Origin of the sequence: Rhizomonospora bruguierae, from assembly GCF_018397995.1 — a bacterium.
GTDB lineage: Bacteria > Actinomycetota > Actinomycetes > Mycobacteriales > Micromonosporaceae > Rhizomonospora > Rhizomonospora bruguierae.
In genome coordinates this window covers 14,578-29,501 of sequence record NZ_BBQH01000090.1, presented here as the reverse complement: position 1 = coordinate 29,501, position 14,924 = coordinate 14,578, and the positions used below count along the sequence as shown (strand labels likewise).

At 73.0% G+C, this 14,924-nt stretch carries 11 protein-coding genes and 1 pseudogene; 2 read left to right on the top strand and 10 right to left on the bottom strand.

Annotated elements, in window-relative coordinates:
* Together KJS59_RS28575 and thrB are read right to left on the bottom strand one after the other, a co-directional pair.
* The coding region (locus KJS59_RS28575) for a Rho termination factor N-terminal domain-containing protein (RefSeq protein ID WP_213456714.1) at nt 1-991 on the bottom strand (991 nt) is incomplete at its 3' end.
* 279 nt (nt 992-1,270) lie between these two features.
* Nucleotides 1,271-2,215, bottom strand: coding sequence for a homoserine kinase (gene thrB / locus KJS59_RS28570; protein ID WP_213456711.1), 945 nt, complete (start codon nt 2,213-2,215; stop codon nt 1,271-1,273).
* 110 nt (nt 2,216-2,325) lie between these two features.
* Here thrB and KJS59_RS28565 point away from each other — a divergent pair, with 110 nt between their 5' ends.
* Complete coding sequence (locus KJS59_RS28565; protein WP_213456709.1) at nt 2,326-2,796, top strand: hypothetical protein; 471 nt, start codon at nt 2,326-2,328, stop codon at nt 2,794-2,796.
* A 62-nt stretch (nt 2,797-2,858) separates the two neighbouring features.
* Here the strand turns inward: KJS59_RS28565 and KJS59_RS28560 are convergent, their stop codons facing one another.
* The 4 genes and pseudogenes from KJS59_RS28560 to KJS59_RS28545 form a co-directional block, all read right to left on the bottom strand.
* Complete coding sequence (locus KJS59_RS28560; protein ID WP_213456722.1) at nt 2,859-3,125, bottom strand: hypothetical protein; 267 nt, start codon at nt 3,123-3,125, stop codon at nt 2,859-2,861.
* Between the two features lie 9 nt (nt 3,126-3,134).
* A complete protein-coding gene (locus tag KJS59_RS28555; protein WP_213456707.1) occupies nt 3,135-3,989 on the bottom strand; it encodes an SPFH domain-containing protein in 855 nt (284 codons plus the stop codon).
* A gap of 75 nt (nt 3,990-4,064) precedes the next feature.
* Nucleotides 4,065-5,288: an MFS transporter gene (locus KJS59_RS28550; RefSeq protein ID WP_213456706.1), complete on the bottom strand. Its 1,224-nt coding sequence runs from the start codon at nt 5,286-5,288 to the stop codon at nt 4,065-4,067.
* A gap of 149 nt (nt 5,289-5,437) precedes the next feature.
* Nucleotides 5,438-8,722, bottom strand: a pseudogene (locus KJS59_RS28545) (efflux RND transporter permease subunit); the annotation flags it as partial.
* A gap of 96 nt (nt 8,723-8,818) precedes the next feature.
* On the opposite strand from KJS59_RS28545, the gene KJS59_RS28540 reads away from it, so the two are divergent.
* Nucleotides 8,819-9,304, top strand: a complete 486-nt coding sequence (locus tag KJS59_RS28540) for a MarR family winged helix-turn-helix transcriptional regulator (RefSeq protein ID WP_249715041.1) — start codon at nt 8,819-8,821, stop codon at nt 9,302-9,304.
* Here the strand turns inward: KJS59_RS28540 and thrC are convergent.
* The 4 genes from thrC to argS form a co-directional block, all read right to left on the bottom strand.
* Entirely contained in the window at nt 9,290-10,339 is a 1,050-nt protein-coding gene (gene thrC, locus KJS59_RS28535) for a threonine synthase (RefSeq protein ID WP_213456702.1), read from the bottom strand. The two genes, KJS59_RS28540 and thrC, sit on opposite strands and share 15 nt — an antisense overlap.
* Before the next feature lie 92 nt (nt 10,340-10,431).
* Nucleotides 10,432-11,721, bottom strand: coding sequence for a homoserine dehydrogenase (locus KJS59_RS28530; RefSeq protein ID WP_213456718.1), 1,290 nt, complete (start codon nt 11,719-11,721; stop codon nt 10,432-10,434).
* Nucleotides 11,722-11,756: 35 nt separating this feature from the next.
* The gene (gene lysA / locus KJS59_RS28525; protein WP_213456699.1) at nt 11,757-13,142 is read right to left on the bottom strand and encodes a diaminopimelate decarboxylase; all 1,386 of its coding nucleotides are present in this window, start codon (nt 13,140-13,142) and stop codon (nt 11,757-11,759) included.
* Between the two features lie 55 nt (nt 13,143-13,197).
* Complete coding sequence (argS, locus tag KJS59_RS28520) at nt 13,198-14,856, bottom strand: arginine--tRNA ligase (RefSeq protein ID WP_213456697.1); 1,659 nt, start codon at nt 14,854-14,856, stop codon at nt 13,198-13,200.
* Nucleotides 14,857-14,924: the final 68 nt, after the last annotated feature.

Here is a 14,924-nt window from a genome sequence, read left to right as displayed (position 1 = left end):
CCTCCGGATCCATCCCGTTGATCGAGTCGAGCCGGACCAGCGGGTTGTACTTGTCCCGCCGCTGCTCGCCCTCGCGGGCCTGGCGGACGGCACCGGTCACCGCGTCGCCGCGGCGCAGCCCGTACCGCTTCACCTGGGCCATCGACACGTACACGTCGTTCGGGCCGGACAGGTACCCGGTGGTCCGCACGAACGCGTAGTTGTCCAGCACGTCCAGGATGCCGGCGACGGGCACCAGCACGTCGTCCTCGCTGACCTGCGGCTCGCCGCCGCCGGAGGAGGACTCGGCACGCTCGCCGCGGCCGCGGCGGCGATCCCGGAACCGGCTGCGCCGGCCCCGGCGGCCACCGTCGGCATCGTCCTCGTCGCGGTCGTTACCGCGGTCGTTGCTCCGGTCGGTGCCGCGATCGTTGCGGCCGCCGTCACGCTCGGCGCGCTCGTTGCGGTCGCCCCGGTCGTTGCGCTCGGCGCGCTCGCCGCGATCGTCCCGCTCGTTGCGGTCGTGCCGATCGGTGCGGTCCCGCCGGCGCTCGCGCCCGCCCTCGCGGTCGCCCCGCTCGGTGCGCTCCTCGGTCGCTGGTTCGGCCGGCGCCTCGGTGCGGGCCTCCGGCGGGCCCGCCGCCCGGGACGCCCGGCGGCTACGCTGCGGCGCCTCGGGTTCCCCGCCCGTCTCCGTGCGGGCCTCGGGCGCCTGGGCCACCTCGGCCCGGACCTCCTCGCGGACCGGCGCGGCGGCCGCGGCCACCTCGCCGCCCCGGGGACGGGGGGCGCCGGCGGCGCCGCCGCCCTGGCGCTCGGTGATCGCGGTGATCAGCTCACCCTTGCGCATCCGGGCCGTGCCGGAGATGCCGAGGGACGCGGCCATACTCTGCAACTCCGGCAGGAGCAGCGCCGACAGGCCGGTACCGCCTCGCCGCCGCCGGGCGGTGCCGGTGGTGGGCTCGTCAGCGACGGTGGTGACATCCGACGTCACGTCGGTGGTGTCGCTCAATGGATTCCTTCCCTCGATAGGCCGGGGTCGCCCGGAATGGCACGAGGTGGCCGGGCGGCCTCGGATACCCGCCTCGCGGTGCGTCGCGGGAATGTGTGGCACGTCCGCCCGTAACGGACCCTTCCACCGGCCAGCGGATGGGCTCGCCTGGTACGGCGATCTGCGGTACGGCGTGAGCCTAGGCAAGAGGTGTGACGGTTCGACCGCCGAAAGCTTCGGGGGTGCGCCGCCCCGCAGAGAGATCGCGTGCTTCGCGGCTGTGCTCGGCCTAGAGCGTAATCAACTTCTCCGACCTGCGGCAACAGTGTCCCGCTCGGCGTGTCCCAGTGTACCCCTCGCGACCCACGCTCCGGTCACGTCCACCGACAACGCTTCTGTGCGCCATCCGATTCCCGGGCGGGCCGCCGCGGGTACCGGGGACAGCGCCAGCACACTCGGGCCGGCCCCGCTCACGACCGCCGCCACACCCGCCGCACGCAACGCGCTGACCAGGGCGTCCGTCTCCGGCATGGCGTCCGCGCGGTAATCCTGGTGCAGCCGGTCGGCGGTGGCCGGGAGGAGCAGCCGCGGGGCGGCGGTGACCGCGTGCACCAGCAGCGCCGCCCGGCCGGCGGTGAACGCGGCGTCGGCGTGCGGAACCGCCGGCGGCAGCGCCGCCCTGGCCGCCGAGGTGAACCCCTGCTGGTCGGGGACGAAGACCGTCGGCACCACGCCCTCGGCCGGGGGTATCGACACCGCCCGGGCGCCCGAATCCTCGGTCCACGCGATGGTGAACCCGCCGAGCAGGCACGGGGCGACATTGTCCGGATGCCCCTCCTGCTCGGCCGCCAGGCGCAGCACGTCGGCCGCGTCGAGCCGGTCCGCACCGTCCTCGACCAGTTCGCGGGCGAGCAGCACGCCCGCCACGATCGCCGCCGACGAGGAACCCAGCCCGCGCGCCTGGGGGATCCGGTTGACGCACTCCAGGTCCAGACCCGGCGGGCGGCCGCCGAGCGCGTCGAACGTGGCGTACATCGACCGCACGATCAGGTGCTCGTCGCCGGTGGGCAACTCCCCGACCCCCGCGCCCTGGATCGTCACCCGGCACCCGCCCTCCGTGACCTGCGCGGACACGTCGTCGTACAGGGCCAGGGCAAGGCCGAGCGCATCGAATCCGGGGCCGAGGTTGGCGCTGGTGGCCGGGACGCGGACGCGCACGATACCGGTGAAGAAGGTGGGTGCCACGCCTCATGGTAAGCGCGGGGCCGCGCGGGACGCTGCCCCCTCCGTTACCCTCCACCCGGCGTCGTGACGCGCGCAGGGCAGCGCCGCGGGATGGGAGAACGATGGGACTCATGGGGGCACTGCTCGGCCAGTTCGTGACGCAACTGCCGCTGCTGATCGTGCTGGTGGTCGGCGGGGTCCTCCTGCTGACCCGGCGGGAGCGGCTCTCCCGCCGCAGCGGCACGCTCGGGCTGACCGGCCTCGGCGTCCTGCTGATCGGCCTGCTGGGCAACGTGCTGTGGATGTCCGCCCTGCCCCAGTTCTACCGCCGGCTGGGCAACGGCTACGCGGCGCTGACGATCATGTCGCTCCTGCTCGCGCTGGTGCACACGGCCGGCATCGGGCTGCTGATCGGGGCGATCATCACAAACGGGCGGTCGGCGGGTACGCCGGGCCCGGGCGCGCCAGGGCAGTACCTGCCCCCGTCGGCGCCGCCGGGGTGGGGAGGCGTGCCGCAGCCCCCACCACCCTATGTGCCGCAGCAGCCCCCACCACCCCAGCAGCAGAACTGGACGCCGCCAGCCCAGCCGCCCCAGCTCTAACCGCCGCCCCAGGCCCTGCTCGCCCTGAACCCTGGTCGCCCTGAACTCGGGGCGCCCGAACTCTAGGCGCCCCGGGCTTCACCGCCGGCCGGCGGCTCGATCCCGTCCTCGGACGGCGCCGGGCCGTCCGAGGACGGCGGGTCGGCGGCGGGAGCGTCCGCCGGGGCCGGGGCCTCGGCCCGGGGCGGGCGGCCGGCGGCGCGCAGCGCGAGCCGCAGGGCGTACTCGATCTGCGCGTTGACGCTGCGCAGGTCGTCCGCCGCCCACCGGGCCACGGCCTGGTAGACCTGCGGGTCCAGGCGCAGCAGGAGCTTCTTGCGCTCGGCCATGGGACTGGGTCAGTAGATCGTGCCGGCGTTCACGATCGGCTGGGCGGCCCGGTCGCCACACAGCACCACCAGCAGGTTCGACACCATCTGCGCCTTGCGCTCCTCGTCCAGTTCCACCAGCCGCTGGTCCGCGAGCCGCTCCAGCGCGGTGGACACCATCCCGACCGCCCCTTCGACGATCTTGTATCGGGCCGCGACGATCGCGCTGGCCTGCTGCCGGGCGAGCATCGCCTGGGCGATCTCCGGGGCGTACGCGAGGTGCGTGGTGCGCGACTCGAGCACCTCGACGCCGGCCAGTTCGACCCGCTCGCGCAACTCGGCGGTCAACTCCTCGCTGACCACGGCGCTGTCCCGGAGGCTGGCGCGGCCCGAGTCGTGCGCCTCGTAGGGGTAGCTGGTGGCCAGGTGCCGCACCGCCGCCTCCGCCTGCACCGCCACGTACTGGATGTGGTCGTCCACCGAGAACACCGCCTTCGCCGTGTCCACCACCCGCCAGACCACCACGGCGGCGATCTCCACCGGGTTGCCGTCCGCGTCGGAGACCTTGAGCCGGGCCGTTTCGAAGTTGCGGACCCGCAGCGTGATCTTGCGCTTCACGGTCATCGGCCAGGTCCAGTGGAAACCGGCGTCCCGGATCGTGCCGACGTACCGGCCGAAGAACTGCACGACCTGCGCGTTGTTTGGATTGACCACGGTGAACCCGGTCAGTGCCGGCACCAGGACGAGACCGAACCCCACGGCCACGGCGGCGACCAGGGCGGGCGATTCGATCGCCGCGGCCAGGAGCACGCCCGCGACCGCCAGCAGCACGACGAACCCGATCAGTGCGAGGAATCCAGACACCCGGAAGGCGGCCCGCTCCATGACATCCCCCTAATAGCTAAGTGATATCACCACGATACCAGTCGGTCGCCCTCTCCGGCGAGCCCCAATCGGCAGCTACGCGGCGACGCGTTCGGGGACGGGGAGGCGGCGGGTGGCGAGGCGCCAACCGATCGCGTACACCACCGTCACGAGTCCGCTGCCGGCGATCAGCACCCGCTCGTCGATCGAGTCGACCAGTGCGGCGGCGCCGAGCTGGCTGATCGAGATGGCCAGGGTCGCCAGCATCATGTCGGTGGCGAAGACCCGCCCGCGCAGCCGGTCCGGCACCTCGGCCTGAAGGGCGTAGTTGGACAGCACCCAGTTGCTGCCGCCGCCTAGGTGGGCGACGAAGACCAGCACGAGCACCAGCCAGAACCACGGACTCAGCGCGACGCCGAGGTACGCGATCCCGTAGAGGGACATCGACACGGCGAGCCCGGGAAGCAGCAGGGAACGCCGGTCGAGGATCGGGCGGGTCAGCACCGGTCCGACCAGCGCGCCGGCGCCGCGCACCGCGAACAGGGCGCCCGCGCCGATCGCGCCGACCCCGAACAGGCCCGCGAACAGCGGGAAGACGGTCAGCACGCCGTTGCCGAGGCCGACCGCGGACTTGACGGTCACCAGCGCCAGCACCCTCGGCCGGGCGGCGATGTAGCGCACGGCCTCGCCGATCGCGGCCCAGGTGCGCGGATGCGGGGCGTCGCTCTCCCGCGGCGCCTGGAGCGGGCGGCGGATCCGCCACACCAGCAGCGCCGCCCCCACCAGGCTGACCGCGGCGATCACGAAGCAGGCGTACGGGCTGAAGGCCGCGCTCAGCACGCCGCCGAGCGAGGCGCCGACGACGGTCATGGTGCCCCAGGCGGAGCCGGCGACGGCGTTGGCGGCGGCCAGGTCGGCGGCGTCGACCACGTTGGGCAGGGCGGCGGACGCGGCCGGCGAGTAGAACGCCTTGGCGACCGCCACCGCGGCGACCGCGACCACCGCGAGCCAGGCCGTCCCGGCGCCCCGCACGCCGAGCAGCAGCAGCACGCCGACCAGCGCCGCGGTGTTCGCCGCCATCATGATCTTCTTACGGTCCACCCGGTCGGCGATGGTGCCGGTCAGCGGCAGCAGCAGCGCGTTGATGCCGGTGTCGGCGGCCAGCACGAGGGCGCCCCAGACGCCGCTGCCGGTCAACTGGGGCAGCAGCACCAGCAACGGCACCATGACGAACCAGTCCGCGCCGAAGACCACCAGTTCGGCCAGGAACAGCCGGCGGAAGTCGACCTGCCGGGTAACGACCGAAAGGGTGGGGGCCACGTACGGGCACACTACCGGCGGGGTGCGGCGGCGGGCCCGGCCGGAACCGGACCCGCCGGATGACCTACGTCCCGGATGACCTACGTCGCCGGCTGCTCCCCCACCGGTGGCTCGCCCGCCGACGGCTCCGGCTTGCCCGGCTGCCCGCCGGACGGCTCGGCCGGGGGCCGCCGGGGCGGCTTCGGCAGCCGCAGGATCTCGAACTGGTCGGTCGCCTCCCGCAGCACCGTCGCGACCGGCGCGGACCCGTTGCCGGCGGGCTGGTCGCCTGCCGCGTGGGTCGGGTGGTACCCGGCCGGCTTCCCGGCCACCGGCCCGCCGGATCCGGACGCGCCCGACCCGCCGCGCTGCTGCGCCGGGCCCGTCCCCTGCCGGCCCGCCCGCCGCTCGCGCGTCTGCTCCTTGGTCCGCTCGACCATCGTGTACAGCGTCGGGACCAGCACCAACGTGAGCAGCGTGGAGCTGATCAGCCCGCCGATCACCACGATCGCGAGCGGCTGGGAGATGAAGCCGCCCTCGCCGGTCAGGCCGAGCGCCATCGGCAGCAGCGCGAAGATGGTCGCGATCGCGGTCATGAGGATCGGGCGCAGCCGGCGCCGGCCGCCCTCGACGACCGCCTCCCGCACACCCATCCCGGCGATCCGGTACTGGTTGATGAGATCCATCAGCACGATCGCGTTGGTGACCACGATGCCGACCAGCATCAGGATGCCGATCAGCGCCGGCACGCCCAGCGGCGTCCCCGTGGCCAGCAGCAGGCCGATCGCGCCGGTCGCCGCGAACGGGATGGACACCAGCAGGATCAGCGGCTGCAGCAGGCTGCGGAACGTCGCCACCATGATGACGAACACGATCGCGATCGCCGCCAGCACCGCCAAACCGAGCTGGGCGAACGCCTCCTGCTGGTCGGCGCTCACGCCGCCGATCTCGTACGAGGCGCCGGTGGGCAGGGTGAGCTTGTCCAGCCGCTCCGTGAGGGCCGCGGTCGCCGCGCCGAGGTTGGACCCGGCCGCCGTGCCGGTGACCGTGGCGCTGCGGTCCCCGTCGATGCGGGAGACCGAGACCGGCCCGTCGACCTGGGTCACCTCGGCGATGTCGGCCAGCTTCACCGGCCCGACCGGGAACGCCCGGAGCTGGTCGGCGGTGGCCGGCGCCTGGGCGAAGTGCAGTACCACGTCCTCCTGCTGGCCACCGAGGGTGACCTGGCCGAGCGGGCTGCCCCGGAACGCCTGGGCCAGGATCCCGCCCACGGCCTGCTCGGTCAGCCCGTACCGGGCCGCCGCGGCGCGGTCCACCTTCACGTCCAGCCGGGGCGCGCTCTCCGCCAGGCTGGTCTGCACGTCAGTCACGTCCGGGGTGTCCGCCATGGCGCCGCGCACCTGCTGCACCGCCTCGGCGAGCACCGCCTGGTCCGCCGACTTGACGACCACCGCGAGCTGGTTGGCGCTGCCGCCGCCCGGCCCGCCGCCACCGCCGAAGGTGATCTCACCGACGCCGGAGAGCCGGTCGAACTCGCCGCGCAGCCGGTTCTCCACGTCCTTCGCGGTGACGCCCTCCGTCAGCGCCACCGAGTACGTCGCCTTGGTACTGCCACCGGCGCCGCTGATGAAGAAGTTGCCGCCGCCGACCGTCACCTGGTACGATTTCACGCCCTCGGCGCCGGCCAGCACCTCCTCGACCCGCTTCGCGGCCGCGTCGGTGGCCGCCAGGCTGGTGGCGACCGGCATCTCCTGGCTGATGCTCAGCGTGTCCTGGCCGGAGTCGTCGATGAAGTTGGTCTCCAGCCGGGACCCGAGCGCGAACGTGCCCATCAGCACGACCAGCCCCATCCCGACGGTGATCCAGCGGGTGGCCCGGGACCGGGTGGCGAAGCCGATGACCGGCAGGTAGCCGCGCTGGAGCGGGTTGCGCCGCTCCTTCTCCTCGGCCGCCGCGCGCACCGCCTCCTCGTTCTCGCCGCCCCGCGGCGGGCGCAGGAACCAGTACGCCAGCACCGGGATGATGGTCAGCGAGACCACCAGCGAGGCGAGCAGCGCGATCGTCACGGTCATCGCGAACGGCGCGAACAACTGCCCGACGAAGCCGCCGACCAGCGCGATCGGGGCGAACACCGCCACCGTGGTGAGGGTGGACGCGGTCACCGCGCCGGCCACCTCCCGGACGCCGGCGAGGATCGCGTGCTGCTTGGCCTCCCCGTACCCGAGATGGCGTTTGATGTTCTCCAGCACGACGATCGAGTCGTCCACGACGCGGCCGACCGCGATCGTCAACGCGCCGAGGGTGAGCAGGTTCAGCGAGTAGTCCCGGACCCACAGGGCGATCAGCGCGACCAGCACGGACAGCGGGATCGACACGGCCGTGACCAGCGTGGAGCGCACCGACAGCAGGAAGACCAGGATCACCAGCACGGCCATCACCAGGCCGAGCAGGCCCTCGGTGGACAGGCTCTTGATCGACCGCTCGACGAACGGCGCCTGGTCGAAGATCACCGTGAGCTGGGTGCCGGAGTCCTTCGCGAGCTGGTCCAGCTTGCTGCGGATCTCCTGCGAGACCGCGACCGCGTTGCCGTCGGCCTTCGCGGTGACCGAGACGCCGATGCTCTCCTGGCCGTTGGTCCGGGTGTACGAGGTCGGCGGCGCGAGTCGCTGCTCCACCGTCGCCACGTCGCCCAGCTTCACGGGCGCGCCGTTCGGCCGGGTCAGGTACAGGTCGCGCAGCTCGTCCACGGAGGCGATCGGGGTGCCGGTCTGCACCGTGAGGGTCTTGTCCCCCTCGACGAGCGCGCCGGCCGGCATGGTGATGCCGTTGGCGCGCAGGGCGGTGCCGATGGCGGTCGGGTCCAGCTTCGCCGCGGCGAGCTTCACCGGGTCGGGCACGATCGTGACCTGCTCGTCGCGGACGCCGGCCAGGTCGACCGAGCGGACCCCGTCGATGCTCTCCAGCTCGGGGACGACCACGGCGCGCAGCTTGTGGACCAGCTCCCGCTCGTCCGAGCCGGCCGAGCCGGCGGCCAGCACCACGGCCGGCAGGTCGTCCGTGCTACCGGCGAAGACCTGCGGCGCCACCCCGGCCGGCAACTGTGCCTGGATCCGGTTGATCGCGGTCTGGAGCCGGTTGACCGTGCCCTCCAGGTCGGTGCCGAAGGTGAACTGCGCCGTGATGATCGCCACGCCCTCGCTGGAGGTGGAGGTCACCTTGTCCAGGCCGGCGACGCCCTGGATGGCGTTCTCGATCGGCACCGTCACCTGGGACTCGACGACCTCCGGCCCCGCACCGACGTACTGCGCCGAGATGAACGCCGCGGGGAACTCGAGTGACGGCAGCAGCTGCTGCTTCAGGGACGGGATGGCGAAGGCCCCGAACCCGGTCACCACGAGGGCGATGAGCGCGACGAGACCCCGGTTGGCGAGGCTGATCCTTGCGAAGATCGACATGCGCGGCTCTTCCTGCGATGGTTAGCTCAACCCTTATAGTTTGCCTGAGGCTTAACATCCGTCCGGGGGCGGGGGTTCACACCGGCAGGAGGACCAGTGACAGACCCGGACCGGGAGCGACTGATCGCCCAGATCCTCGACGCGCAACGCCACATGCAGCGCCTGTTCGTCGCGGATCGGTCGGACCCACTGTTCGACTCCCACCTGACCCTGCCGCAACTCAAGATCCTACTTTTACTCGCGTCGCGCGGTGGCACGTCCGGCCAAGAGTTCGCCCGCACGCTACACGTGAGCCTCGCCACCGTCACCGGCATCGTCGACCGCCTGGTCGCCCAGAACCTGGTCGCCCGACACGAGGACCCGCGCGACCGGCGCGTGCGGATCATCGAACTCACCCCCGTCGGCCGGACCACCGTGGACCGCATCATCACCGCCGGCGTGGAGCGCCAGCAACGCGTCCTCAGCCGGCTCTCAACCGCCGACCTGGAGACCGTTCACCGGGCGGTGACCGTGCTCATCGAGACCGCGGCCGCCGAGACCGGCGAGTGCCGCGCGCGGGTTCCCGAGTCAGGCCAGGTCTAGGGCGCGGGCGGCGGCGAGGGCGTCGTTCGCGATCGTGAGCGGGTTCGGCGCGGTGCTGATCGCCCACTCCGGGTCCTTGAGCCCGTGACCGGTCACCGTGCACACCACCGTGGAGCCCCGGGGCACGTCGCCCGCGGCCGAGCGCTGGAGCAGCCCCGCGACGCTCGCCGCGCTCCCCAACTCCACGAACACACCCACCTCGCGGGCCAGCAGCCGGTACGCGTTGAGGATGTCCCGGTCGGTGACGGCGTCGATCAGCCCGCCGGAGGCGTCCCGGGCGTCCAGCGCCTTCGCCCAACTCGCCGGGTTGCCGATGCGGATCGCGGTGGCGATCGTGGACGGCTCGCGGACCACCTCGTTCCGCACGATCGGCGCGGCGCCGCTGGCCTGGAAACCGAACATCCGGGGACGCCTGGCCGCCCGCCCGGTCTCGAAATCCTCCCCGTAGCCCATCCAGTACGCGGCGATGTTGCCGGCGTTGCCGACCGGCAGGCAGTGGATGTCCGGCGCGTCGCCGAGCGCCTCGACGATCTCGAACGCGGCGGTCTTCTGCCCGTGCAGCCGGTCCACGTTGACGGAGTTGACCAGCGCCACCGGGTAGTCCTGGGAGAGCTTGCCGGCCAGCGCCAGGCAGTCGTCGAAGTTACCGGAGACCTGGAGCAGCTTCGCGCCGTGCACCAGCGCCTGGGCCAGCTTGCCCAGCGCGATCTTCCCCTGCGGCACCAGGACCGCACAGGTCAGCCCGGCGCGCGCGGCGTACGCGGCGGCCGACGCGCTGGTGTTGCCGGTGGACGCGCAGATGACCGCCTTGCTGCCCTGCTCGATCGCCTTCGAGACGGCGACCGTCATGCCCCGGTCCTTGAACGAGCCGGTGGGGTTGGCGCCCTCGACCTTCAGGTACACGTCGCAGCCGGTGCGCTGGGACAGCACCGGCGCGGGCAGCAGCGGCGTGTTGCCCTCGTACAGGGTCACCACCGGAGTCGTCCCGGTGACCGGCAGCCGGTCCCGGTACGCCTCGATCAAACCCCGCCACATGGACGCCACCCCCAAACGGTCGGCCTCAAGCCTGCCTCACCCCGCCGGCCGACCGGACCCCGGCCCCGCCGTAACCACCTGGCGGGACGGGCTCAGCCGCCCTCCACCCGCAGCACGCTCGCGATCGAGCGGACCACGTCCAGGCCGCGCAGTTCCTCCACGGTCGCGGCGAGGGCGGCGTCCGGCGCGACGTGCGTGACGATCACCAAAACCGCCTCGTCGGCCCGCCCCGACTGGCGCACCGTCGCGATCGACACGTCGTGCCTGGCGAACACCCCGGCCACCGCCGCCAGCACGCCGGCGCGGTCGGCCACGTCCAGGCTGATGTGGTACCGGGTGAGCACCTCGCCCATCGGCCGGATCGGCAGGTGCGCGTAGGTGGACTCGCTGGCCGCGCGGGTGCCGGCGAGCCGGTTGCGGGCGACCGCCACGACATCGCCGAGCACCGCGCTCGCGGTCGGCGCGCCACCGGCGCCGCGCCCGTAGAACATCAACTGACCGGCCGCCTCCGCCTCGACGAACACCGCGTTGAACGCGTCACCGACGCTGGCCAGCGGGTGGCTGCGCGGGATCATCGCCGGGTGCACCCGCACGGTCACCGCCTCGGTGCCGTCCGCGCCGGGCCCCCGGGTGGCGATGCACAGCAGCTTGATCGTGCAGCCCATCTCCTTGGCGCTGGCCACGTTGGCGGCGCTGACCTCCGTGATCCCCTCGCGGTACACGTCGGCGGCACCGACCCGGGTGTGGAACGCCAGCGAGGCGAGGATCGCGGCCTTCGCGGCGGCGTCGAACCCCTCCACGTCGGCGGTCGGGTCGGGCTCCGCGTACCCCAGTTCGGTGGCCTGGTCCAGCGCGTCGCCGAAGCCGGCGCCGGTCGCGTCCATGGCGGAGAGGATGTAGTTGGTGGTGCCGTTCACGATGCCGGTGACCCGGGTGATCCTGTCCCCGTGCAGCGACTCGCGCAGCGGGCGCAGCAGCGGGATCGCGCCCGCCACCGCCGCCTCGTAGTACAGGTCCACGCCGCCCTCGACGGCGGCGTCGTGCAGGCTGCCGCCGTCCTCGGCGAGCAGGGCCTTGTTCGCCGTCACCACGCTCTTGCCCGAGCGCAGCGCCTCCACCAGCCAGCCGCGGGCCGGCTCGATGCCGCCGACCACCTCCACGACGATGTCCACGTCGTCGGCCTTGATCAGGCTCAGCGCGTCCGTGGTGAACAGCGCCGGGTCCACCGGCAGCGGGCCACGGTCGCGACCCGGGCGGCGCACCGCGACGCCGGCCAACTCCAGCGGCGCACCGACCCGGGCGGCCAGGTCGGCGGCCTGCTCGTGCATCAGCCGCACCACCTCGGCGCCCACGTTTCCGCAGCCGAGCAGCGCCACCCTCAGCGGCTTCACCCCTGCGCCCAGACCGTCAGCCATCGTCACCCCACATCGAGAGCCAGCAGGTCGTCCTCGGTCTCCCGGCGGACGATCACCCGCGCCTGCCCGTCCCGCACCGCGACGACCGGCGGGCGGGGCACGTGGTTGTAGTTGCTGGCCATGCTCCGGCAGTACGCGCCCGTGCCCGGCACCGCGAGAAGATCTCCGGCGGTGACGTCGGCGGGCAGGAACTCATCCTGCACCACCACGTCCCCGGCCTCGCAATGTTTTCCCACCACCCGGGCGAGGATCGGCTCGGCGGGCGAGGTCCGCCCGGCCACCGTGGCGGAGTACGAGGCGCCGTACAGGGCGGTGCGGATGTTGTCGCTCATCCCGCCGTCCACCGACACGTAGGTGCGGATTCCATCCACGTCCTTGACCGTGCCGACCTCGTACAGCGTGAACATGGCCGGCCCGACGATCGCCCGGCCGGGCTCGACGGACAGCCGCGGGACCGCCAGCCGCAGCGCCTGCGCCTCGTCCTCGACGATCTTCGTGAGCCGCTTGGCCAGGTCGCCCGGCGGCTGCGGGTCGTCCTGCGTGGTGTACGCGATGCCGAAGCCGCCGCCCAGGTCCAGCTCGGGCAGTTCCACGCCGCACGCGTCCCGGATCCGCGCCTGCAGGTCGAGCACGCGCCGCGCGGCCACCTCGAAACCACCGGTGTCGAAGATCTGCGACCCGATGTGCGAATGCAGGCCCCGCAGCTCCAGCACGCCCTCGTCGAGCACCTTCGCGGCGGCGGCGAACGCGGCGCCCCCGGCGATCGAGAAGCCGAACTTCTGGTCCTCATGCGCGGTGGCGATGTACTCGTGCGTGTGCGCCTCCACGCCGACCGTGACCCGGATCAGCACACCCGGCCGCACACCCCGCTCCCGGGCCAGCGCGGTCAGCCGGTCGATCTCCCAGAACGAGTCCAGGATGATCCGGCCGACCCCCGCGTCCAGGGCCCGGGCCAGCTCGGCGACGGACTTGTTGTTGCCGTGCAGGCCGATCCGCTCCGGCGGCATCCCGGCGGCCAGCGCCGTGGCCAGCTCGCCGCCGGAGCAGACGTCCAGGCTCAGCCCCTCCTCGGCGACGATCCGCACTACCGCGCGGCAGAGGAACGCCTTGCCGGCGTAGTACACGTCCGCGTCCGGGAAGGCCGACCGGAACTCCCGGCAACGGGTGCGCAGGTCCTCCTCGTCCAGCACGTACGCGGGCGTGCCGAAGCGCTCCACCAGCTCCCGCACCGAGACGCCGCCGACGCTCACCGCCCCGCCAGCGTCGCGCCGCACGGTCCGCGGCCACAGCTGCGGCACCAGCGCGTTGACGTCCTCGGGGGTACGCAGCCACCCCGGCCCCCGGGAACCCAACTCGCCGTGCAGCGCCCCCGCCTCATGCGCCCTCACCGTGGTGTGCCTTCCTTACGTTCGCGGCCGTGGTGCCCAACCACGCTCCGGGCGCTCACATTCGCTCCGGGGCGCTCACGCCGAGCAGTTCCAGCCCGTTGGCCAGGACGATCCGGGACGCCTCCACCAGCCACAGCCGGGCACGGGTCAGCTCCGTGGCCGGCTCGTCGCCCTGCGGGAGCACCCGGCACACGTCGTAGAACCGGTGGTACGTGCCGGCCAGCTCCTCCAGGTACCGGGCCACCCGGTGCGGCTCGCGCAGTTCGGCGGCGGTGGACACCACCTCGGGGAACTCGCCCAGCTTCTTGAGCAGGTCGTTCTCCCGCTGGTGGCCGAGCAACCCCGGGTCGAAGTCGGTGCCCCGCTCGACCCGCAGTTCGGTGGCGTTGCGCAGCAGCGAGGCGATGCGGGCGTGCGCGTACTGCACGTAGTACACCGGGTTGTCGTTGCTCTGCCGGGTGATGACGTCCAGGTCCAGGGTGAGCGGTGAGTCGGCGGACGAGCGGGCCAGCGAGTACCGGGCCGCGTCCACGCCGACCGCGTCGACGATCTCGTCCAGCGTGATCAGCGTGCCGGCGCGCTTGCTCAGCCGCACCGGCTGGCCGCCCCGCACCAGGCTGACCAGCTGGCCGATCAGGATCTCGATGTTGAAGTCGGGGTCGTCGCCAGCGCACGCCGCGATCGCCCGCAGCCGGTTCACGTAGCCGTGGTGGTCGGCACCGAGCAGGTAGATGCACTTGTCGAAGCCGCGCTCGCGCTTGTTGATGTAGTACGCCGAGTCGGCCGCGAAGTACGTCTTCTCCCCGTTGGAGCGGATCAGCACCCGGTCCTTGTCGTCACCGAAGTCGGTGGTCCGCAGCCAGACCGCGCCCTCCGCCTCGTACACGTGGCCCTGCTCGCGCAGCTTGTTCAGGGCGTGCTCGACCGCGCCGCCGTCGTGCAGCGTCCGTTCGGAGAACCACACGTCGAAGCGGACCCCGAACCGGGCCAGGCTGGCCCGCATCTCGGCCAGCATCAGCCGGTACGCCTCGTCCAGGAACAGCCGCCGCTGCCGCTCCTCGGGCCCTTCCAGGGCGTCCGGGTGGGCCGCCAGAACCTGCTGGGCGAGCTCCGCGACGTACTCGCCCGGGTACCCACCCTCAGGGGTCGGCTCGCCCTTCGCCGCCGCCCGCACGGACTCGGCGAACCGGTCCATCTGGGTGCCGGCGTCGTTGATGTAGTGCTCGCTGGTCACCTCGGCTCCGGCCGCGGCCAGGATCCGGCGCAGCGAGTCGCCGACCGCGGCCCACCGGGTGTGCCCCAGGTGCACCGGGCCGGTCGGGTTCGCCGAGACGAACTCCAGGTTCACGTTCCGGCCGGCCAGGGCGGCGCTGCGCCCGTAGGCGTCGCCGGCCTCGACCACGACCCGGGCCAGCTCGCCGGCGGCGGCCGCGTCGAGCCGGACATTGAGGAACCCGGGGCCTGCGACATCGACGGACTTGATGCCCGGGGCGCGGCTCAGCCGCTCCGCGACCGCCGCCGCCAACTCCCGCGGCGGCGTACCGGCACGCTTCGCGACCTGCATCGCCAGGTTGGACGAGTAGTCGCCGTGCTCGGGGTTGCGGGGTCGCTCGACCGCGGTCATCCCGGGCAGCACGGCACGGTCGAGGCCGCGCTCGGCGAACACGTCGTGCGCGGCGGCCAGGATGGTCTCGGCGAGCTTGGCTGGAGTCACCGAACAATGCTACCGGGGGTAGACTCTCCGTTCTGGCGGCGACCCGGCGGGCCCGGGGCGACCGGGTC